Source organism: Noviherbaspirillum sp., assembly GCF_035254865.1.
GTDB lineage: Bacteria > Pseudomonadota > Gammaproteobacteria > Burkholderiales > Burkholderiaceae_D > Noviherbaspirillum.
The window spans coordinates 19,673-39,542 of the sequence record NZ_DATFAF010000067.1 but is presented as its reverse complement, the minus strand read 5'-3'; the positions used below and the strand labels follow the sequence as shown (position 1 = coordinate 39,542).

At 57.6% G+C, this 19,870-nt stretch carries 22 protein-coding genes; 18 read left to right on the top strand and 4 right to left on the bottom strand.

The window, feature by feature from the left end; translation table 11 throughout:
* From VJ651_RS15935 to VJ651_RS15920, 4 genes are all read left to right on the top strand, one after another.
* Window positions 1-544: sodium/proton-translocating pyrophosphatase (locus tag VJ651_RS15935; protein ID WP_324108388.1), on the top strand; the 544-nt coding region annotated here is incomplete at its 5' end.
* 144 nt (window positions 545-688) lie between these two features.
* Window positions 689-1,447: a 3-hydroxyacyl-CoA dehydrogenase gene (locus VJ651_RS15930; protein ID WP_324108387.1), complete on the top strand. Its 759-nt coding sequence runs from the start codon at window positions 689-691 to the stop codon at window positions 1,445-1,447.
* A 121-nt stretch (window positions 1,448-1,568) separates the two neighbouring features.
* Complete coding sequence (gene ggt, locus VJ651_RS15925) at window positions 1,569-3,362, top strand: gamma-glutamyltransferase (RefSeq protein ID WP_324108386.1); 1,794 nt, start codon at window positions 1,569-1,571, stop codon at window positions 3,360-3,362.
* A 114-nt stretch (window positions 3,363-3,476) separates the two neighbouring features.
* Entirely contained in the window at window positions 3,477-4,691 is a 1,215-nt protein-coding gene (locus VJ651_RS15920) for a patatin-like phospholipase family protein (protein WP_324108385.1), read from the top strand.
* A 96-nt stretch (window positions 4,692-4,787) separates the two neighbouring features.
* Here the strand turns inward: VJ651_RS15920 and VJ651_RS15915 are convergent, their stop codons facing one another.
* Window positions 4,788-5,030 (bottom strand): hypothetical protein, encoded by a 243-nt coding sequence (locus VJ651_RS15915; protein ID WP_324108389.1) that lies wholly within the window; start codon window positions 5,028-5,030, stop codon window positions 4,788-4,790.
* A gap of 422 nt (window positions 5,031-5,452) precedes the next feature.
* Here VJ651_RS15915 and VJ651_RS15910 point away from each other — a divergent pair, with 422 nt between their 5' ends.
* The 7 genes from VJ651_RS15910 (at window position 5,453) to VJ651_RS15880 (ending at window position 11,476) form a co-directional block, all read left to right on the top strand.
* Window positions 5,453-5,827 (top strand): ribonuclease, encoded by a 375-nt coding sequence (locus VJ651_RS15910; protein ID WP_324108384.1) that lies wholly within the window; start codon window positions 5,453-5,455, stop codon window positions 5,825-5,827.
* Between the two features lie 64 nt (window positions 5,828-5,891).
* Window positions 5,892-6,290, top strand: a complete 399-nt coding sequence (locus tag VJ651_RS15905) for a barstar family protein (protein ID WP_414691349.1) — start codon at window positions 5,892-5,894, stop codon at window positions 6,288-6,290.
* A 79-nt stretch (window positions 6,291-6,369) separates the two neighbouring features.
* Window positions 6,370-7,008 (top strand): phosphoribosylglycinamide formyltransferase, encoded by a 639-nt coding sequence (gene purN, locus VJ651_RS15900; protein WP_324108382.1) that lies wholly within the window; start codon window positions 6,370-6,372, stop codon window positions 7,006-7,008.
* A 9-nt stretch (window positions 7,009-7,017) separates the two neighbouring features.
* Window positions 7,018-8,274, top strand: coding sequence for an RsmB/NOP family class I SAM-dependent RNA methyltransferase (locus VJ651_RS15895; RefSeq protein WP_324108381.1), 1,257 nt, complete (start codon window positions 7,018-7,020; stop codon window positions 8,272-8,274).
* Complete coding sequence (locus VJ651_RS15890; protein WP_324108380.1) at window positions 8,271-8,834, top strand: phospholipase D family protein; 564 nt, start codon at window positions 8,271-8,273, stop codon at window positions 8,832-8,834. Before VJ651_RS15895 ends, VJ651_RS15890 begins: the two co-directional genes overlap by 4 nt.
* On the top strand, window positions 8,831-10,159 hold the full coding sequence (locus VJ651_RS15885) for a mechanosensitive ion channel family protein (protein ID WP_324108379.1): 1,329 nt from the start codon (window positions 8,831-8,833) through the stop codon (window positions 10,157-10,159). Before VJ651_RS15890 ends, VJ651_RS15885 begins: the two co-directional genes overlap by 4 nt.
* A gap of 123 nt (window positions 10,160-10,282) precedes the next feature.
* Entirely contained in the window at window positions 10,283-11,476 is a 1,194-nt protein-coding gene (locus VJ651_RS15880) for a DesA family fatty acid desaturase (RefSeq protein ID WP_414691350.1), read from the top strand.
* A 164-nt stretch (window positions 11,477-11,640) separates the two neighbouring features.
* Here VJ651_RS15880 and rpmG read toward each other — a convergent pair whose 3' ends face one another.
* The 3 genes from rpmG to radC form a co-directional block, all read right to left on the bottom strand.
* Complete coding sequence (rpmG, locus tag VJ651_RS15875) at window positions 11,641-11,808, bottom strand: 50S ribosomal protein L33 (RefSeq protein ID WP_057292919.1); 168 nt, start codon at window positions 11,806-11,808, stop codon at window positions 11,641-11,643.
* A 32-nt stretch (window positions 11,809-11,840) separates the two neighbouring features.
* A complete protein-coding gene (rpmB, locus tag VJ651_RS15870) occupies window positions 11,841-12,077 on the bottom strand; it encodes a 50S ribosomal protein L28 (RefSeq protein WP_136419918.1) in 237 nt (78 codons plus the stop codon).
* Between the two features lie 136 nt (window positions 12,078-12,213).
* Window positions 12,214-12,888, bottom strand: coding sequence for a RadC family protein (gene radC, locus VJ651_RS15865; RefSeq protein ID WP_324108377.1), 675 nt, complete (start codon window positions 12,886-12,888; stop codon window positions 12,214-12,216).
* Between the two features lie 198 nt (window positions 12,889-13,086).
* Between radC and VJ651_RS15860 the strand changes: the two genes are divergently transcribed.
* The 7 genes from VJ651_RS15860 (at window position 13,087) to VJ651_RS15830 (ending at window position 19,854) form a co-directional block, all read left to right on the top strand.
* The gene (locus VJ651_RS15860; protein WP_324108376.1) at window positions 13,087-13,542 is read left to right on the top strand and encodes a peptidylprolyl isomerase; all 456 of its coding nucleotides are present in this window, start codon (window positions 13,087-13,089) and stop codon (window positions 13,540-13,542) included.
* Window positions 13,543-13,569: 27 nt separating this feature from the next.
* On the top strand, window positions 13,570-14,511 hold the full coding sequence (ispH, locus tag VJ651_RS15855) for a 4-hydroxy-3-methylbut-2-enyl diphosphate reductase (RefSeq protein WP_324108375.1): 942 nt from the start codon (window positions 13,570-13,572) through the stop codon (window positions 14,509-14,511).
* Window positions 14,512-15,245: 734 nt separating this feature from the next.
* A complete protein-coding gene (locus tag VJ651_RS15850) occupies window positions 15,246-16,175 on the top strand; it encodes a branched-chain amino acid ABC transporter permease (RefSeq protein WP_324108374.1) in 930 nt (309 codons plus the stop codon).
* Window positions 16,176-16,186: 11 nt separating this feature from the next.
* A complete protein-coding gene (locus tag VJ651_RS15845; RefSeq protein ID WP_324108373.1) occupies window positions 16,187-17,407 on the top strand; it encodes an ABC transporter permease subunit in 1,221 nt (406 codons plus the stop codon).
* A 9-nt stretch (window positions 17,408-17,416) separates the two neighbouring features.
* A complete protein-coding gene (locus VJ651_RS15840) occupies window positions 17,417-18,187 on the top strand; it encodes an ABC transporter ATP-binding protein (protein WP_324108372.1) in 771 nt (256 codons plus the stop codon).
* Window positions 18,187-18,912 carry an ABC transporter ATP-binding protein gene (locus VJ651_RS15835; RefSeq protein WP_324108371.1) on the top strand — a complete coding sequence of 242 codons (726 nt, stop codon included), beginning with the start codon at window positions 18,187-18,189 and terminating at the stop codon, window positions 18,910-18,912. The genes VJ651_RS15840 and VJ651_RS15835 overlap by 1 nt, the downstream gene beginning before the upstream one ends.
* Before the next feature lie 249 nt (window positions 18,913-19,161).
* Window positions 19,162-19,854 (top strand): fumarylacetoacetate hydrolase family protein, encoded by a 693-nt coding sequence (locus tag VJ651_RS15830; RefSeq protein WP_324108370.1) that lies wholly within the window; start codon window positions 19,162-19,164, stop codon window positions 19,852-19,854.
* Window positions 19,855-19,870 lie beyond the last annotated feature (16 nt).

Genomic DNA, 19,870 nt, shown 5'->3' with positions numbered 1-19,870 from the left:
GGAAGGCACGGCCAAGCCCGATTACTCCCGGGCTGTGGACATGCTGACCAAGTCGGCCATCAAGGAAATGATTGTTCCCTCCATCCTGCCCGTGGCGGTACCCGTGCTGGTGGGCCTGTTCCTCGGGCCCAAGGCCCTGGGCGGGGTGCTCATGGGCACCATCGTCACCGGCCTCTTCGTGGCCATCTCCATGACCACCGGCGGCGGTGCCTGGGATAACGCCAAGAAGTACATCGAGGACGGCCACTTCGGCGGCAAGGGCTCCGACACCCACAAGGCGGCCGTGACCGGCGACACCGTGGGCGATCCGTACAAGGATACCGCGGGTCCCGCGGTCAATCCGCTCATCAAGATCATCAACATCGTGGCACTGCTGATCGTGCCGCTGCTGCCAGTGGTCGGCGGCTCGGCACCGGTCGCGCATGAAGCGACGCCGCCGGCAGTGACTGCACCGGCAGCGACAACGTCCGCACCGGCAGCAGTAGCACCAGCAGCGTCGACCGATGCTGCTCCCGCTGCAACTGCTCCGGCCTCAAAGCCGTAAGCCAGGGCAGGGCTTCAAGAAAGGCAGCTTCGGCTGCCTTTTTTCTTTTCAGGCTTGAAAAATTCGCTACAATGTCGCTGTCTTACGTTTACGTAAACGTCACTGTCACGCAATATTTTCATTCTTCAAGAAGAGAGGGGCAGCATGCAGATCCAGAACAATGTGTTCATCATTACCGGCGGCGCATCCGGGCTAGGCGCGGCAACCGCGCGCATGATCGTTGAGAATGGCGGCAAGGTCGTGCTGGCCGACGTGCAGGTCGAGCCTGGCGAGAAGCTGGCGAATGAATTGAAGGGCAGGTTCGTCAAGTGCGACGTTACCTCGGAAGTCGACGCCAAGGCCGTGGTGGACACCGCGACTGCAATGGGCAGCCTGCGCGGCCTGGTAAACTGCGCCGGTGTTGCGCCGGCTGTAAAAACCGTCGGCAAGGATGGACCGCATCCCCTGGATGTGTTTCAGCGTACGGTCAACATCAACCTGGTCGGCACGTTTAACATGGCGCGCCTGGCCGCCGATGCGATGGCAAAGACGGAAGCGAGCGCTGATGGCGAGCGTGGCGTCATCATCAACACCGCTTCGGTTGCTGCCTACGATGGACAGATCGGCCAGGCAGCCTACGGTGCATCGAAGGCCGCAGTAGTTGGCCTGACGCTGCCCATGGCGCGCGACCTCTCGCGCAGCGGCATTCGCGTGATGACTATCGCGCCGGGCATTTTCGAAACACCGATGCTGCTAGGCATGCCGCAGGAAGTGCAGGACGCGCTTGGCCGCATGGTGCCGTTTCCTCCGCGCCTCGGCAAACCGGCAGAGTACGCCAACCTCGCCAAGACCATCATCGAAAACGTCATGCTTAACGGCGAAACCATTCGTCTCGACGGCGCGATTCGCATGCAGCCGAAGTAAGGCCGGAATCCCGCTGCGCGCGAGCAGGGCGCACCGGAGTGACCAAGCTCAAGTGCGCTGACCGGAAATCCCATAGACTAAGACAAGCTTTCCGCTTGTCTTTTTCTTTTTGGAGCAGGAAATGATCAGAGCAAGAACAATTGGGATCTCACTTGCAGCAATCCTGCTGGCCGCATGCGCGACCAGCGCGCCTCCCCCGCAGTCGGCTCCCGCGACAGGCCTGCAGGCGCCGGAGCGCTCCAGCGGCTATACCGAGAAAGCAGGCTGGACTGCCAGGAAGTTCATGGTCGCCGCAGCCAATCCCCTCGCAACCGATGCCGGTTACCAGGTCTTGCGTGCAGGCGGATCGGCAATCGATGCGGCGATTGCGGTGCAGATGGTGCTGAACCTGGTCGAGCCGCAATCTTCGGGTATCGGCGGCGGGGCATTCCTGATGTACTTTGACGGCAAGACGGTCAAGGCCTTCGACGGCCGCGAGACCGCCCCAGCCGCAGCCACGGAAAGACTGTTTCAGAATGCCGAAGGAAAGGCGCTTCCATTCTACGAGAGTGTGGTCGGAGGGCGCTCGGTCGGCGCGCCGGGCGTATTGCGCATGCTGGAGTTGGCGCACAGGCAGTACGGCAGATTGCCGTGGGCATCGCTGTTTGCTCCCGCGATCCATTTGGCAGAAAACGGCTTCGCTGTCAGTCCACGTCTGGCCACGATGTTGAAGACTGAGCAGCATCTGAAAAAAGATCCCGTTGCGGCGGCTTATTTCTACGACAAGCAGGGCAATCCGTGGCCTGCCGGCCACTTGCTCAAAAACCCGGAACTGGCGAAAGTACTGCGCGAGGTGGCGCTCGGCGGCGCCGATGCCTTCTACAAGGGACAAGTCGCGCGCGACATCGAAGCGAAAGTCAAAGGCCATCCCACCAATCCAGGTGGTTTGAGCGCAGCGGATATCGCGGCCTATCAGGCCAAGGTGCGCGAGCCGGTGTGTACTGACTACAAGGCGTGGACGGTGTGCGGCATGCCGCCGCCGTCATCCGGCGGCATCGCAATCGCCCAGATGCTGGGTATGCTGGAAGCCAAGGACATTCGTCCCTATGCGCCCAAGGATGGCCTGCCGAGCGTCGAAGGCATCCATCTGTTTTCGGAAGTTGGCCGCCTTGCCTATGCCGACCGCGGGCGGTATGTAGCGGACACGGATTTCGTGCCGCTGCCCGGCAACAGCACCAAGGCAATGCTCGACAAGAAATACCTCGCCGAACGCGCAGCCCTCATCACGGACAAGTCGATGGGATTGGCAAAGTTCGGTGTGCCGCCGGCGACGGCGCTCGCTCGCGGGCAGGACACATCGCCTGAATTGCCGTCCACCTCGCATATCTCGATCGTCGATGCGAACGGCAATGCCGTCTCCATGACAACGACCATCGAAGACGCGTTCGGTTCACGCCAGATGGTGCGCGGGTTCCTGCTCAATAACCAGTTGACTGACTTTTCGTTCGACTCGGCCGATGCCAACGGTCCCATCGCCAATCGCGTGCAAGCCGGAAAGCGTCCGCGCAGTTCGATGTCACCGACGCTGGTGTTCGACAAGCGAACCGGGAAGCTGGTCCTGTCGACCGGCTCGCCAGGCGGATCGGCGATCATCAACTACGTCGCCAAGGTCCTGGTCGGCACCCTGGACTGGGGCTTGAATGTACAGCAAGCGATCAGCCTGCCCAACTTCGGCAGCCGCAACGGTCCTACCGAGCTTGAGCAGGGCCGCATCCCCGACTCGGTCATCGAAAAACTGAAAGCCAAAGGGCACAACGTTCGTGTGATGGAACAGACCTCGGGCCTGCAAGGCATCATGCGCATGACTATCCATGGCGAAGAAATGTGGTTCGGCGGCGCCGATCCGCGCCGTGAAGGCATAGTGATGGGCGACTGAACAGGCCGTCTTCGGCTCATGCCGACACGCCGGGTTCGCTCGGCGTTGTTTTTTTGCGTGTGGCCTGCGCCGACTTTCCTCCCCAAATCGCAATCGCCCTGCTAATCTCCTAGTATGCAAGGCAGAAAAAAAACAGGCTTGGTCCTGACAGGAGGAGGCGCGCGGGCAGCATACCAGGTAGGGGTGCTGCGCGGTGTATCGTCGATCCTGCGCGAGGCCGGCTACGAACAGAAGCGCAGCCCGTACGACATCATCTGCGGCACCTCCGCTGGTGCCATCAATGCGACGGCCCTGGCATGTCATGCTGACAATTTCGACGAAGGCCTGCAAAAAGTTCTTCAGGTGTGGGAGCACATCACTGCCGAGCAGGTCTATCGCGCCGATTCGCTCGGCGTCCTGCGCTCCGGCGCACGCTGGCTTTCCCTGCTGTCCTTCGGCTGGCTGCTGCGCAAGTGGAAAGCCAATCCGCCGAATGCGCTGCTCGACAATACGCCGCTGGTGACGCTTCTCAACCGCATGCTGAACTTTCCGCGCCTGGATGCGGCATTACTTGATGGTTCACTGCATGCGCTGGCGATAACGGCATCGTCCTACAGCGCGGGCCGGCACATCACCTTTTTCCAGACCGAAGCCCAGATCGACCCGTGGGTGCGGTCGCAGAGGATCGCGTTGCGTGGACAAATCGGTGTGGAACACTTGCTCGCATCCTCCGCCATTCCGCTCATTTTCCCGGCCACGCCAATCTATTGCGACGGCCGGCGCGAATACTTCGGCGACGGTTCGATGCGGCAGATTGCGCCGATCTCGCCGGCGATCCATCTCGGTGCGGACAAGGTGCTGGTAATCGGCGCAGGTCGACTCAATGAGCAATGGAGCGAAACCTCGGAATTCGCGCCATATCCGACGCTGGCACAGATCGCCGGCCACGCGATGTCGAGCATTTTCCTCGACAGCCTTGCCGTCGATATCGAGCGCATGTCCAGAATCAATCTCACCTTGTCGGTCTTGACGGAAGAGCAACGGGCCAGAACGCCCTTGCGACCGATCGATCTATTGATCATCGCGCCATCGGAAAGGCTGGATGAGACGGCCAGTCGCCATGTGCACAGTCTTCCGGCACCGGTCAGGATGCTGTTGGGAGCAATTGGCGCCATGGAAGCGCGTGGCGGCGCGCTCGCGTCGTACCTGCTCTTTGAATCGAGCTACACCTGCGAATTGATCGAGCTGGGACACAAAGATGCGCTCGCGCGGCGCGCCGATGTTCTTGCGTTTTTCGGTGTGGACGAAAAAGCGCGCGCATGCCCGGAACAAATACTCAAGGCTGGTTGACTGTTTCAGCTGACGGGAATTGGTGGAGGGAATTGGCGGCCAGGAATGCGATCCGGCCGCCCTGGCGTTCTGAAAGACCTCGGAACGCCGGACTGCTTATCGCCAGTCCCGATGATGACGGTGCCTCCAATGGCCCGGTGGCCCGCCGCGGCGATAGCCTTCCACATAGTAGGGCTGACCGTACTGGATTACCGTTGCAGGCTGCACGTAAACCGGGGCCGGACGCACGTATACTGGTTGCGGCTGCACATACACAACCGGCGGTGGCGGAGCATAAGCATATACACCCGGTGAGCCGAGCGTGACCGACCAGCTGACATTTGAATCGCCGTGTGCCATGGCAAGCGGTGCCGCCGCGACCAGTGCGACTGCGGCAACGAGTCGAAGGCCTGAAAAAATAGCAGGGTGAGTCATAACTTTCTCCTTGATGTCCTCCTCTACATTAAACGCCAAAGACGATGCGCGCGCCTACCCGCAATTGTTCATTTGCAAGTAAGTATTGCAACAATTTGTAATCGCTCTGAGGAGGGCGGGAGGCAGGTGGCAAGCCGTGTGACATCGATGCCATTCTCAGAGACAGGAATATCGGCGGCATCCGGAACAAAATTACATAAAAGGCAATCTTTAGACTGTCGAAACAAGACGGTCTAGAGTCCGACCACCGGTTGACAGGGTTGCTTCGTTCATCACAACCAGTTACCCTACGGTATTGCGATCATCGCACTTGTTAATTTTTCAACTAAATCGGCAAGGTCAAGACGGTGAATGCTAAGTTCCTGAAAAATTGGGTCTTTTTTTTCGCGGCCTTGTTGCTTGCACTGAATGTTCTGGCAAAAGCTACGAACCGGTTGGAAGTCATCGCCGTTGAGGATCTGCCCAGGGAAGCCCAAAAGACGCTGGCGCTCATCAAAAAAGGCGGCCCCTTCCCCTATGCCAAGGACGGTGTGGTTTTCGGCAATTATGAAGGGGTTTTACCCAAGCAAAAGCGCGGGTATTATCACGAATTTACGGTAAGAACACCCGGCGCCCGCAACCGGGGCGCGCGGCGTATCATCGCCGGTGGCGATCCGACCTCGTCCGGCGAATATTATTATACCGATGACCATTATGCGACTTTCAAGCGCATCAAAGAGTAACGAAATGCGAATCGAGTCACTGCACAGCGAACCCGCAACGCTTATTGCACGAGCGGAGGAAGACATGAGCCTGTTTAAAACCGTGCCGCCGAACTTGGTGCAATCCATTCGCGCGTTCAGGGTGACCGATCTTCAGGAAGAGGCGGCCCGCCTCGGCCAGCATTTTCTCTATGCCTATTGCGCTGAAGCGACCACCAAGCAGCAAGTGCTCGGCTGCATCGCCAACGCATTCCATTTTCCCAAGCATTTTGGCAAGAATTTCGACGCCTTGAGCGACTGCCTGACGGATCTGCCCTACAAGGCTGGACCGCAACCGGGCTTTCTCGTCGTTCTCGAACAGTTGCCCAATACGCAAAAATTCGACAAGGAAGCACGCGAAACCTTGCTGGACGTCTTTCGCGATGCGGCGGACTTTTGGGCGGACAAGAACGTCGCATTTCGCGTGTTCTATTCATTCCAATAGTCCACACTTGACAGTCATGCAATGAGCCGGCGTCCGCGCCGGCTTTTTATTTCGTCCCCGGAAGGATGCGTGCGGTAAAATGCGCGCCATGAAAAAGATCGTCATTCTGATTTCCGGGCGCGGCAGCAACATGCAAGCCATTGTCCGTGCCGCTCAGGCAGAAAAATGGCCCTGCAAGATTGCCGCTGTCATCAGCAATCGTGCTGACGCTGAAGGCTTGCGCTTTGCCGCCGAGCACGGCATCCCCACGGATGTCGTGATCAGCAAGGATTTTCCGAGTCGCGAAGCATTCGACGCCGCGTTGCACGTAGCGATCGATCGTTTTTCGCCCGACCTCGTTGTACTGGCCGGCTTCATGCGCATTCTGACGCCGCTATTCGTTGAACACTATGCCGGGCGAATGCTCAACATTCATCCCTCCTTGCTGCCCAGTTTTCCCGGTCTGGCCACGCACAGCCAGGCACTGGCGGCCGGCGTCAAGGTGCACGGCGCAACCGTGCATTTCGTCACCGCCGAGCTCGATCATGGCCCTATCGTCGCGCAAGCCGCGGTCCCGGTTCTGTCCAATGACGACGAGCATGCGCTTGCCGAGCGCGTACTGACCCAGGAGCATGTTATTTATCCACGCGCCGTGCGCTGGTTCGTCGAAGGCCGCTTGAGCATCGATAACGGTCTGGTCCGTATTGCAGAAGACAGTCCGCACATCGCGAACACCTGAAAGAATCCAATGAGATTGCATCCCGCAGTCGTCAGCCATGCCGAAGAGGTATTGCGCGAGGTTTTGCGCTTTACCGGTCCCGCTGACGTTATCCTGTCGCGCTACTTCCGCGAACATCCCAAACTCGGTTCCCGCGAGCGAAATGCGGTGGCGGAAGGTATCTACGCCGTATTGCGCAACAAGCTCGCCTATGCCAGTTTTTCAGAATCCGGTCACGGCCCGGCAATGCGCCGTCTGATCTTGCTCGGCCTGGCAGACGCAGTCGGCGCCGATGCGTTGGCAGGTTTGTCGCCGGACGAGAGTGAATGGTTGCATCGGATCGCACAGATCGACCGTCATTCTTTGCCGATCGTATTGCAGGTCAATTTGCCGACTTGGCTTTTCGAGAAGCTGGTTGCTCGCGATGGCGAAGCTGCGACTCTGCAACTGGCGGAGGCACTCAACCGGCCCGCGCCGCTCGATTTGCGCGTCAACGCGATCAAGGCCAAGCGAGAAGAAGTGATCGCTGAACTGGCAACGGCGCCGATTCAGTGCGAACCCACGCCGTATGCGCCGCTCGGGATTCGCATCCTGAAAAAGCCGGCATTGCAGAATCTTCCGCTTTTCCAGTCGGGAGCCATCGAAGTACAGGACGAAGGCAGTCAAGTGCTTGCACAAATCGTCGGCGCCAAGCGCGGCGAGATGGTCGTTGACTTCTGCGCGGGCGCCGGCGGCAAAACGCTTGCGCTCGGTGCCGCAATGCGCAATACCGGCCGCCTGTATGCTTTCGACGTTTCCGAAAAGCGGCTGAGCAAGCTGAAACCGCGTCTTGCGCGCAGCGGCTTGTCGAACGTGCATCCGGTCCTGATTGCCCATGAAAATGACGCCAAGGTAAAGCGACTCATGGCGAAGATCGACCGCGTGCTGGTCGATGCGCCCTGCAGCGGCCTGGGAACGCTGCGGCGCAATCCTGACATGAAATGGCGTCAAACGCCCGAGTCGGTAGTCGAACTGAATGCAAAGCAGACAGCCATTCTGGCAAGTGCAGCGCGCCTGGTGAAGCCGGGCGGAAGGCTGGTTTATGCAACGTGCAGTCTGCTGGACGAGGAAAACGAGGCTATCGCCACGCAGTTTCTCGCCACGCACGAAGATTTTTCTCTCGTCCCGATGAAAGACGTTTTGCTCGAGCAGAAAATTCCGCTCGAGATGCAGGACTACCTGAAACTGATGCCGCATCTTCACCAAACCGATGGTTTCTTCGCCGCCGTATTCGAGCGCAAGAAATGAGGCGACTGGTTCACGCCGTCGGCGCCATTATCCTGCTCGCTTCCGCGGCCGCAACGGCGTGCTGCACCGACGTGCCGGTATTTCAGGCGCAGGGTACCTGGCAGGCGGCATTCACGCCCTGGGATGACATCGAAGGCCTGGTGGTGAACACCATCGACGGTGCGCGCAAGCAGGTCCTGGTGCAAGCCTATCTATTGACCAGTAAAAAAATCGCAACTACTCTTGTCTCGGCGCATCGCCGCGGAATTGATGTGCGCGTCCTGGTCGATGCGGATCAACTGGAACGGACAGCGTCTTCCGCCGCTGCGCCCATTCTCGCGGAAGCAGGCATTCCAGTGTGGCTGGAGACGAAATACCAGAATGCGCATAACAAGGTGATCGTGATCGATCCGGAAGGGCCGAATGCGACGGTTATCACAGGCAGCTTCAATTTCACCTGGACTGCGCAGCACAAGAATGCCGAAAATGTACTGATCGCCCGGAAAAACCCCGTGCTTGCAGCACGTTATGCACAAAATTGGGAGCGGCACAGACAGGACGCAACGCCATACAAACGATGAGACAAAACGCGCTTTCCAACCTTCTGTTCGACCTCTGGGATGATCTTCAGGATCCCGGCCTGCTCGGGCAGGTCGTCACACTGGTGTTCTGTCTCGTCATCGGCTGGGCGGTGGCACGCCTGGTGCGGCAGAGAATTACTGCGCACGACACGCAGTTGCGGGTCGTTCGTCTTGGGGTGGAGAGCTTTTCACGCGTCCTGTCGCCCCTGATTGCGCTGGCAATGATCGCCATCGCCACACCGCTGTTGGGGCAGTGGCAGCGCGTCAATTTGCTCAAGGTGGCAATGCCTTTGGTCGGTTCTTTTGCATTGATCCGGTTGAGCTTCTATGTCTTGCACCGCGTATTTGCGCGTGGCGGCAAGGCAGGTATTTTCCTGTCCATATTCGAAAAGGTATTTGCGATCCTGGTGTGGAGCGGCGTCGCACTATACATCACGGGCTGGTGGCCCGACCTGGTGCAGTACCTGGAACAGACGGTGCTGCCGATCGGACGCAACAAGGTATCTCTGTTGACTGCCCTGCAGGCCGCGATTTCCGTGCTTGTCACCTTGATGATTGCGCTCTGGGCCAGCGCCACTCTCGAAGAGCGACTGATGCGCATGGACAGCGTGCATTCCTCGCTTCGAGTCGTGATGGCGCGCATGGGCCGTGCCGTACTCATTCTTTTTGCCGTGTTGATCAGCCTGTCGCTTGTCGGCATCGATCTCACGGTGCTGTCGGTCTTTGGTGGCGCGTTGGGCGTCGGCCTTGGATTGGGCTTGCAGAAAATTGTCAGCAGTTATGTATCTGGCTTCGTGATCCTCCTGGAGCGCAGTCTCGCGATCGGAGATGTGGTGATGATCGACAAGTACTCCGGTCAGATCACGCAAATCAACACGCGCTACACGGTGGTGCGTGGACCGGACGGCGTGGAAACCGTGATTCCCAATGAAATGCTGCTGTCAGGGCCAGTGCTGAACTATTCTCTGACGGATCGGGCTTTGAGGCTGTTCACGCGGGTGACGGTGGGTTATCAAACTGATATTGATCTCGTGTTGCGATTGCTGGAACAGGTGGCGGCTGGCATTCCGCGAGTTTCTTCCAACCCGGCACCGCAGGCGTATTTGATCAAGTTCGAGGCTGACGGGCTGGAACTGGAACTCGGATTCTGGATTGCCGATCTAGAGAACGGGCGCGCGAATGTATTGTCAGATGTGAACCGGGCAGTCTGGAAGATGTTGCAAGAGAATCAAATCCAGGTGCCTTATCCGCAGCGCGAAGTCAGACTCATCGATCATCTGCCGGCAAGCGAAACTCGAACTTCACAAGCAGTGCGCGCCACCTAGATACCATAAAAAGCGTACAATCGGGCCAAAATGCATTCCGACGGTCAGATTTTGGCCGACAGCGGGACTCTCATGGGGTTCCGAGGATGCAATCTATCCGGAGTTTGAATGATTGAAAATACCATGTTTGACGCAGTACTGAATTTCTTGTCCAACGGCTTGTCTGGCGCAAGCGGCTGGGAAGTGCTTGCCTATACGCTCATCGTGACGCATATCACGATCGCGAGCGTCACGATCTTCCTGCACCGCTGCCAGGCGCATCGGGCACTCGATTTGCACGCCATACCCAGTCACTTCTTCCGTTTCTGGCTGTGGTTGACGACCGGCATGGTAACCAAGGAATGGGCTGCGATCCATCGCAAGCATCACGCCAAATGCGAAACCGAGGAAGATCCGCACAGCCCGGTTACCCGCGGCATCAAGAAGGTGCTGCTGGAAGGCGCAGAGCTTTACCGTGCCGAATCCAAGAACCGTGAAACCATGGAGAAGTATGGTCATGGCACTCCGGACGACTGGATTGAGCATAATCTCTACACCAAATACAGCTGGCAGGGCGTCGGTTTGATGCTGATTATTGATGTGCTGTTATTTGGCGTCGTTGGCCTGAGCGTCTGGGCGGTCCAGATGCTGTGGATTCCTGTTAGTGCGGCCGGGATCATCAATGGCATCGGGCACTACTGGGGCTATCGCAATTATGATTGTGTCGATGCATCGACCAATATTTTCCCGATCGGCATCATCATCGGTGGCGAAGAGCTTCACAACAACCATCACACCTTCGGTACCTCTGCCAAGCTGTCGTCGAAGTGGTACGAGTTCGATATCGGCTGGATGTATATCCGCATTCTGGAAACGCTCGGTCTGGCCAAGGTCAAGAAAGTCGCACCGGCGCCGAAATTCAATCGCGCAAAAATGGTTGCCGACTTTGATACCTTGCAATCCGTGATCGCCAACCGTTACGACGTCATGGCCAAGTATGCGAAGTCGGTCAAGCGGGCTTGGCGGGAGGAAGTGGCGCATCTGGCGGACAAGGCCAAGTTCGAAGCGAAGTTTTTGAAGACGTCGAAGAAGCTGTTGCAGCGCGAACCGGCAAAGCTTGAAGCGCCGCAAAAGCAGCAACTGAGCGAATTGTTCGTGCACAGCAAGGCGCTGCAGACCATGCATGAAATGCGGGTGGAGTTGGGCGCGATCTGGGAGCGTTCGAATTCCAGCCGTGAGCAATTGCTGCATCAGTTGCAGGACTGGTGTGTGCGAGCTGAGGCTTCTGGCATCAAGGCACTACAGGAGTTTTCGCAACGTTTGCGCAGCTATGCCTGATTCATCGGCTTGGGTTGCAATATGAGATGAAAAAGCGCGGCCGGATTTCCAGGCCGCGTTTTCTTGTTGACTCGCTTTATGCCTGCTCGCCATAGGAGCAAACAAAAAGCCCCGCAGTGCGGGGCTTTTTGTTTGTGAAACTGTTTGTGAAACAGATCGCTTGCTTACTTGATCTTGGTTTCCTTGTATTCCACGTGCTTGCGTGCCTTCGGATCAAACTTCATGATCGCCATTTTTTCCGGCATGGTGCGCTTGTTTTTCGTGGTGGTGTAGAAGTGACCGGTACCTGCGGTCGATTCCAGCTTGATTTTGTCGCGGTTAGATTTTGCCATGATATTTTCCTAATAAATGCCGCTTGGGCCGCTTAGACTTTTTCGCCGCGAGCACGCATATCGGCGAGCACTGCATCGATGCCGATCTTGTCGATCACGCGCAGACCGGCGTTGGACACGCGCAGGGAAACCCAGCGATTTTCGGATTCAACGAAGATGCGGCGATTTTGCAGGTTCGGCAAAAAGCGACGCTTGGTCTTGTTGTTGGCATGGGAAACGTTGTTGCCGACCATCGGCCCCTTCCCGGTGACTTGGCAAACACGTGCCATGGCTAACTCCTTAAAAAGATTCCAAATTCGGAAAAGCGAGAGTATAGCGAAAAAAATGTGAATTTTCAATGACTTGCGAAAAACAATTGTGTCTTTAAATATTTACACGATTTAACAATCGTATTTTGCGACGCCTTCATATCTCTCCATGCACGGCGAACGAGTAAACCTGCTTCCCGGCAACGATGAAATGATCGAGCACCCGGATATCCACTAGCGCGAGAGCCTGTTTGAGTGCCTCCGTCAATGTCCTGTCTGCCATGCTCGGTTCTGGCGTGCCCGAAGGGTGATTGTGGGCAAGGATGATGCTTGCGGCATTATGGGCCAGCGCGGCTTTCACGACTTCACGCGGGTAGACGCTGGTTTGCGTCAACGTCCCGCGAAACAGTTCTTCTGCAGCCAGTAGGCGATTCTTCACGTCAAGGAATAGAACGGCGAAGGATTCATACGGTTTGTTTGCCAGCATCAGTTGCAAATACTGCCTGACCGCTTGCGGCGAACTGAGTACCTCTCCCATGCGCAGCTCTTCGGTCAACGAGCGACGTGCTAGCTCCATGACTGCCTGGAGTTGGGCATATTTGGCGGGGCCGAGTCCGTGCAACTTCGAGAAATCATCCAGCGAAGCTGTAAACATGCCGTTCAGGGATCCGAAATGGCCAATCATGTCGCGCCCCAGATCAACTGCACTCTTTCCAGCAACCCCGACGCGCAGGAATACGGCGAGCAATTCCGCATCGGAGAGCATGTGCGGCCCGTGCTTGATCAAGCGCTCCCGCGGGCGCTGGTCTTCCGGCCAGTGATTGATTGCCATGGCTGTTCCGTACGACGCGTAGAAAAAAATGCAATTATACGTAACAAAATTGCAATTATTGCAATCTCGAAGCTCCCCGAAAGGAGAATTTCCAGGCCGGGTGCAAGCCTGCAAGTGCAGTGCGTGGGAAGCCGAAAAGCATTTCGCACCGAGCAAGCTCGCTTACAATATCGAGTTATCACCTCACTCGAAGATGTCATGTCCAACCCGACCTCCCCTGTAGTTACACCTACCGCGTATCTGACCTTGCACTATCGCCTTGCATCGATTGACGGCGGCGATATCGTCAGCACATTCAATGAAAAACCGGCGACGCTGCAGCTCGGGACGGGCCAACTGGCGCCATTTCTGGAAGAGCGCCTGATGGGCTTGCCTGAAGGCGCGCATCAGACATTCGAGCTGCAACCGGAGCAGGGGTTTGGTCCGCGCAACCCTGACTTGATCCAGCGCGTTTCGCGTAGCGCGCTGGGCGACAATTCGACCGACGATGACGAATACACGATCGGAGATCTGGTCGAGTTTTCCGCGCCCAGCGGCGACCGATTTACCGGGGTGGTACGCGCCTTTGATGCGACCAGTATTCTGTTCGACTTCAACCATCCGCTGGCCGGCCAATCCCTGAAGTTCGAAGTGAAGATCATCGGAATACTGTAAGGCGCCATCCGGCACCAAGGATAGAGAATGGAAAAGGAAGTCCTGCTTGCACAGCCGCGCGGTTTTTGCGCGGGCGTTGATCGTGCTATTGAAATCGTCGAGCGTGCGCTGCATGAGTTTGGTGCGCCGATCTACGTTCGCCACGAAATTGTGCATAATGCCTATGTGGTGGACGACCTGCGTCGCAAAGGCGCGGTCTTCATCGAGGAACTGGCCGATGTCCCGGCCGGCAATACCGTCATTTTCTCCGCGCATGGCGTATCCAAGGCGGTCCAGGCCGAGGCGCTTGCGCGTGGCCTGCGCGTGTTCGACGCCACCTGTCCGCTGGTGACCAAGGTTCACGTCGAGGTCTCGAAGATGCGGCGCGAAGGACGCGAAATCATCATGATCGGACACCACGGGCATCCGGAGGTGGAGGGCACGATGGGGCAGTCGGAAGAGGGCATGTATCTGGTCGAAACGGTGGCCGACGTCGAATCCCTGAAAGTATCGAATCCGGAGATGCTCGCCTTTGTTTCGCAGACCACGCTGTCGGTGGACGATACGGCCGACGTCATCGCTGCGCTCAAGCGCCGGTTTCCCAGCATTGCGGAGCCCAAGAAAGGCGATATCTGCTATGCCACAACCAATCGACAGGAAGCCGTGAAATTCATGGCGCCGCAGGTCGATCTGGTGATCGTGGTCGGCAGTCCGAACAGCTCCAATTCCAATCGCCTGCGCGAAGTGGCACGGAAAAAAGGTGCGACTGCACACATGGTTGACGATGCGTCGCAAATCGACCCGCTCTGGCTCGAGGGACGCAATCGCATCGGCGTCACTGCCGGCGCTTCCGCGCCCGAGGTGCTGGTGCAGGCAGTGATCGAGCGTTTGCGCGAGCTCGGTGCCAAAAGCGTGCGGCCGCTGCCTGGCGTCGAAGAACACGTCACCTTCCCGATGCCAAAGGGTTTGTCGGCATCGCGCGGCCAATAATCATGCAGCCAGATGTCGATTGCGAGGCATCCGGAATTAAATTCAGATCACCCTGTTTTTTTCCATCGATTGTTTTTTGCGTTCATCGTTATGATGCTGCCTGCAAGCTCGCTGGCTCGCAGTGCAATGTCGAACGGGGATTTCACACCTGCCGGGCTGCATCGATGTCGTCGTGACAATGAAATCCGTTATTCAGTCTTCGCTCTCTCTACACGCGAAAAATAGTCAGGAATTTTTTTCTATTTTGAATATAAAGTAAACGTTCTTGTCTTTTTAAAAACTCGGGTATGGTTCATGCAAATCCGAAGCAGACAGACAACGAATTCTTGCGGACGCGTGTTCCGAAATACAACGGGCGCATACCGGATGAGGGTTTCTTTACGGAATAGGTTCGGTATAATGCCGCCCGGTTCCGTGGGCTCACAAGGCAACACCAAACTATAAGAAAGTTTTTACCGAAGACGGGAAAAGGAGACACTATCATGCGCATTGATCACGCCATCGCGACTCGCATTGTCGAGGCAAGTCTTTTCAGATAACCATCACCGACATCAGGCGGCACCCACATGGCAATAATCCCGGGGGTGCCGTTTTTGTTATCAGAAATGATTTTGCTGCAATCGCACAAAAGGCTGCCATGAAGTGCTCGGGCTTTTCCGATATTTCATGCCTTCTCTTGTGCAGCGATGAAGTTGCAAAACGACTTGAACGATCTTTTTAGAGAGTAGGCAAATATGGATACATTTATCCAACAAATCATCAACGGTCTGGTGCTGGGAAGCATGTATGCACTGGTCGCGTTGGGGTACACCATGGTCTATGGCGTACTTAACCTGATCAACTTTGCGCACGGCGATGTGCTGATGATAGGCGCGATGGTCGGCGTCACCATCCTCAAAATCGTGCAGTCGGTCGCTCCGAACCTCCCGGGTATCGTCAAGCTCGGCATCGCGATTGTCGGAGCGATACCCGTCTGCATCATCGTCAATATCATCATCGAGCGCGTCGCCTACCGCCGTCTGCGCAATGCGCCGCGTCTGGCGCCGCTGATTACCGCAATCGGCGTGTCGATCCTGTTGCAGACATTTGCCATGATGATATGGGGACGCAGCCCGATTCCTTTCCCCCAAGTCATGCCTTCCGAATCGTTCGAGATCATGGGTGCGCTGATCTCGCAGACGCAAGTCATGTTGCTGGTGCTCGCAGTCGCCGCAATGGTCAGCCTGGTCCTGCTGGTTGAAAGAACGAAGATGGGCCGCGCCATGCGTGCTACGGCAGAAAATCCGCGCGTCGCCGGCTTGATGGGAGTGGATGCCAACAAGGTGGTTGTTCTGACATTCGCCATGGGCGCAGCGCTGGCAGCGGTCGCAGGCGTGATGTGGGGCGCGAACTACTCTTCCGCACAGTTCGCCATGGGCTTCGTGCCCGGCCTGAAAGCATTCTCGGCCGCTGTGCTGGGTGGCATCGGCAATATCTACGGCGCGATGGTCGGCGGCATCCTGCTCGGCCTGATCGAAAGTCTCGGTGCCGGTTATATCGGCGATCTGACGGGCGACTTCCTCGGCAGCCAGTACCAGGATATTTTCGCGTTCATCGTGCTCATCATCGTTCTCACATTGCGTCCATCCGGCATCATGGGTGAGCGTGTGGCGGATCGTGCGTAAAGGGGAATCTCATGTCTACACTATTCGACGTTAAACACAGCCCGCGCAAGGCATACACGAGTTTTGCCATTCTGGTGATTGTGCTGGCGACGTTTCCCTTTATCGCTGCCAACTTTGGTAATTCCTGGGTCCGTATCATGGATCTGGCGCTCCTGTACATCATGCTGGCGCTGGGCCTGAATATCGTGGTCGGCTTTGCCGGCCTGCTCGATCTGGGTTACATCGCCTTCTATGCGCTGGGCGCGTACATGACTGGCCTGCTGGCCTCGCCGCAATTTGCCACCGTGCTGGAATCGATCGTGAACCAGTATCCGGCGGTTGGCGAGTCGTTGCGATGGATGGTCGGCGACGAGGTGGCTGCGAACGGCATTCACTTGTCGGTATGGCTGATCGTTCCGCTCGGTGCGGCGTTGGCAGGTTTTTTCGGTGCCTTGCTCGGCGCCCCGACACTCAAGCTGCGCGGCGACTATCTGGCGATCGTGACGCTCGGCTTCGGTGAAATCATCCGCATTTTCATGAACAACCTGAATGCGCCGATCAATATCACGAACGGCCCGCAGGGCATCAACCTGATCGATCCGATCCGGATATTCGGCGTGTCGCTCGCGGGTGAGGCCGGTTCGAATGCCACAGTACACATCGGTTCATTCTCGATGCCCTCGGTGAATGCCTACTACTTCCTGTTCCTGGCGCTGTGCATTGCGATCATTTTCGTCTCGATCCGCCTGCAGCATTCCCGTCTCGGCCGCGCGTGGGTGGCGATTCGCGAAGACGAGATCGCTGCGAAAGCGATGGGCATCAATACCCGCAACATCAAACTGCTGGCATTCGCCATGGGTGCGTCCTTTGGCGGCGTATCGGGTGCGATGTTCGCCGCCTTCCAGGGCTTCGTGTCGCCGGAATCCTTCTCCCTGATGGAGTCGATCGCCGTTCTCGCGATGGTGGTGCTCGGCGGTATCGGGCACATTCCCGGCGTCGTGCTTGGCGGCGTAATTCTGGCGGCGTTGCCGGAAGTGCTGCGTCACGTGGTCGAGCCAGTGCAGCGTCAGTTGTTCGGCACTGTGCTGATCGAAGCGGAAGTGCTGCGCCAGTTGCTGTACGGCCTGGCTATGGTCGTCATCATGTTGTACCGCCCGGCAGGCATCTGGCCGTCGCCGCGCCATGAAGACAGGATGGATGCGAACTCGCCCAAGCGTCTCGATGACAAAGAACCTGCTGCGCTGGCGGCATAAGGAAATTCCATGAGTGAACAAATCATTCTGAATATCGCGGGTGTCAACAAGCGCTTCGGCGGCCTGCAAGCGCTCTCGGATGTAAGCGTCAAGATCATGCGCGGCCAGATCTACGGCCTGATCGGACCGAACGGTGCCGGCAAGACGACCTTCTTCAATGTCATCACCGGTTTGTATCAGCCGGACACCGGTTCTTTTGAACTGGGAGGAAAACCCTATTCGCCGTCGGCGCCGCACGAAGTGGCCAAGGCAGGCATCGCCCGCACTTTCCAAAACATCCGCCTGTTTGGCGAAATGTCTGCGCTGGAGAACGTGATGGTTGGACGCCACGTGCGCACGCGTCAGGGCGTCCTTGGTGCGGTGCTGCATCACAAGGCGGCCCGCGAGGAAGAAGCAGCAATCCGCCGCCGCGCGCTGGAATTGCTCGAGTTCGTCGGCATCGCGCACTTTGCCAATCGCACATCGCGCCATCTGTCCTACGGCGATCAGCGCCGCCTGGAAATTGCGCGCGCGCTGGCTACCGATCCGCAGTTGCTGGCTCTGGACGAGCCTGCGGCAGGCATGAATGCGACTGAAAAGCTCGCGCTGCGCGAATTGCTGGTGAAGATCAAAGCGGAAGGCAAGACGATTCTCTTGATTGAACACGACGTGAAACTGGTGATGGGACTCTGCGACCGCCTGACGGTTCTGGATTACGGCAAACCGATCGCTGAAGGCGTGCCGGCCGAGGTGCAAAAGAACCCGGCCGTGATCGAGGCATATTTGGGAGGGTCTCATTAATGAATGAAAATATTCTGAAGGTCAGTGGCCTGAAGATCGCCTACGGCGGAATTCAAGCGGTCAAGGGCATTGACCTCGAAGTCAACAAAGGCGAGCTGGTGACGCTGATCGGCGCCAACGGCGCGGGCAAGACCACCACCCTGAAGGCAATCACCGGCACGCTGCCAGGCTGCAAGGTGGAAGGGCAGATCCATTACAGCGGCCAATCCATCAACGGCACAAACTCGTTTGAACTGGTGAAAAGACATCTGGCCATGGTGCCGGAAGGCCGCGGTGTCTTCACCCGCATGACGATTCTGGAAAACCTGTTGATGGGTGCCTACATCCGCAATGACAAGGATGGTGTCCAGGCTGACGTTGACAAATGGTTCGGCGTGTTCCCGCGCCTGAAAGAAAGGTCCTCGCAGCTGGCGGGCACCTTGTCGGGCGGCGAGCAGCAGATGCTCGCGATGGCCCGCGCGCTGATGAGCCATCCGAAACTTCTGCTGCTTGATGAACCATCGATGGGCTTGTCGCCGATCATGGTGGAGAAGATCTTCGAAGTGGTACGTACGGTCTCGGCGCAAGGCGTGACCATCCTGCTGGTCGAGCAGAATGCGAAACTGGCGCTGCAGGCTGCGCATCGCGGCTACGTGATGGATTCCGGCCTGATCACGATGAGCGGCGAAGCGAAGAGCATGCTGGACGACCCGAAGGTGAAGGAAGCCTATCTCGGCGAGGGCTGACTCACAATCGGCACGCCAACGCGATTGATCAATAACCGCCTTGTCCGCTTTGCAGACAAGGCGGTTTTGTTTTGTGCGGAGCGCCGAGGCGTGATGCGCGCGTTCACGCAGGCAATGGCATAATCAACCTCGCACTCCGCATGGCACGCGCCCGCAAGGCGATGAGCTCGCAACCTGCCGCGCCGGTCTGCAGTGATCCTGCCGACATGATTGCCGCTGGAGCGCATTCGGATAACCAAGGAGCCCAATATGACATTTGCCTTCCCGCCTCAAACTGCCGCCGTTCCTGTCTCCGGTAGTGACGCCTTGTTCCCGGTTCATCGCATCTACTGTGTCGGCCGTAACTACGTTGAACATGCAAAAGAGATGGGCGCTACCGGCCGCGAGGCGCCTTTCTTTTTCATGAAGCCGGCAGATGCGGTTTTGCCGGTTGCGCACGGAATGATCGGAGAAATGCCCTACCCCAGCATGACAAATGACCTGCATCACGAGGTCGAGCTGGTGGTGGCTATCGGCAAGGGCGGCAAGAATATTGCGGCGGCCGATGCCGTGCAGCATATCTGGGGCTATGCCGTCGGCCTCGACATGACCCGGCGCGACCTCCAGGGCGAGGCGAAGAAGCTGGGCCGGCCATGGTGTACCGGCAAGGGATTCGATTTCTCTGCGCCGATCTCTGCGATTCATCCGATCGCCGAGACTGGCGTCATTACGCAGGGAGAAATTCGACTTGACGTCAACGGCGCATCGCGTCAGAAAAGCAATATTGAAAAGCTGATCTGGAATGTCGCGGAAACCATCGAGCATTTGTCGAAGTACTACGCTTTGCAGCCTGGCGACCTGATCTTTACCGGTACGCCGGAAGGCGTTGCCGCCGTGAAGCAAGGCGACTTGCTGGAAGCGTCGATCGCCAAGGTCGGTGACTTGCGGGTGAAGATCGTGTAGCAAGGCCATCGAGGAG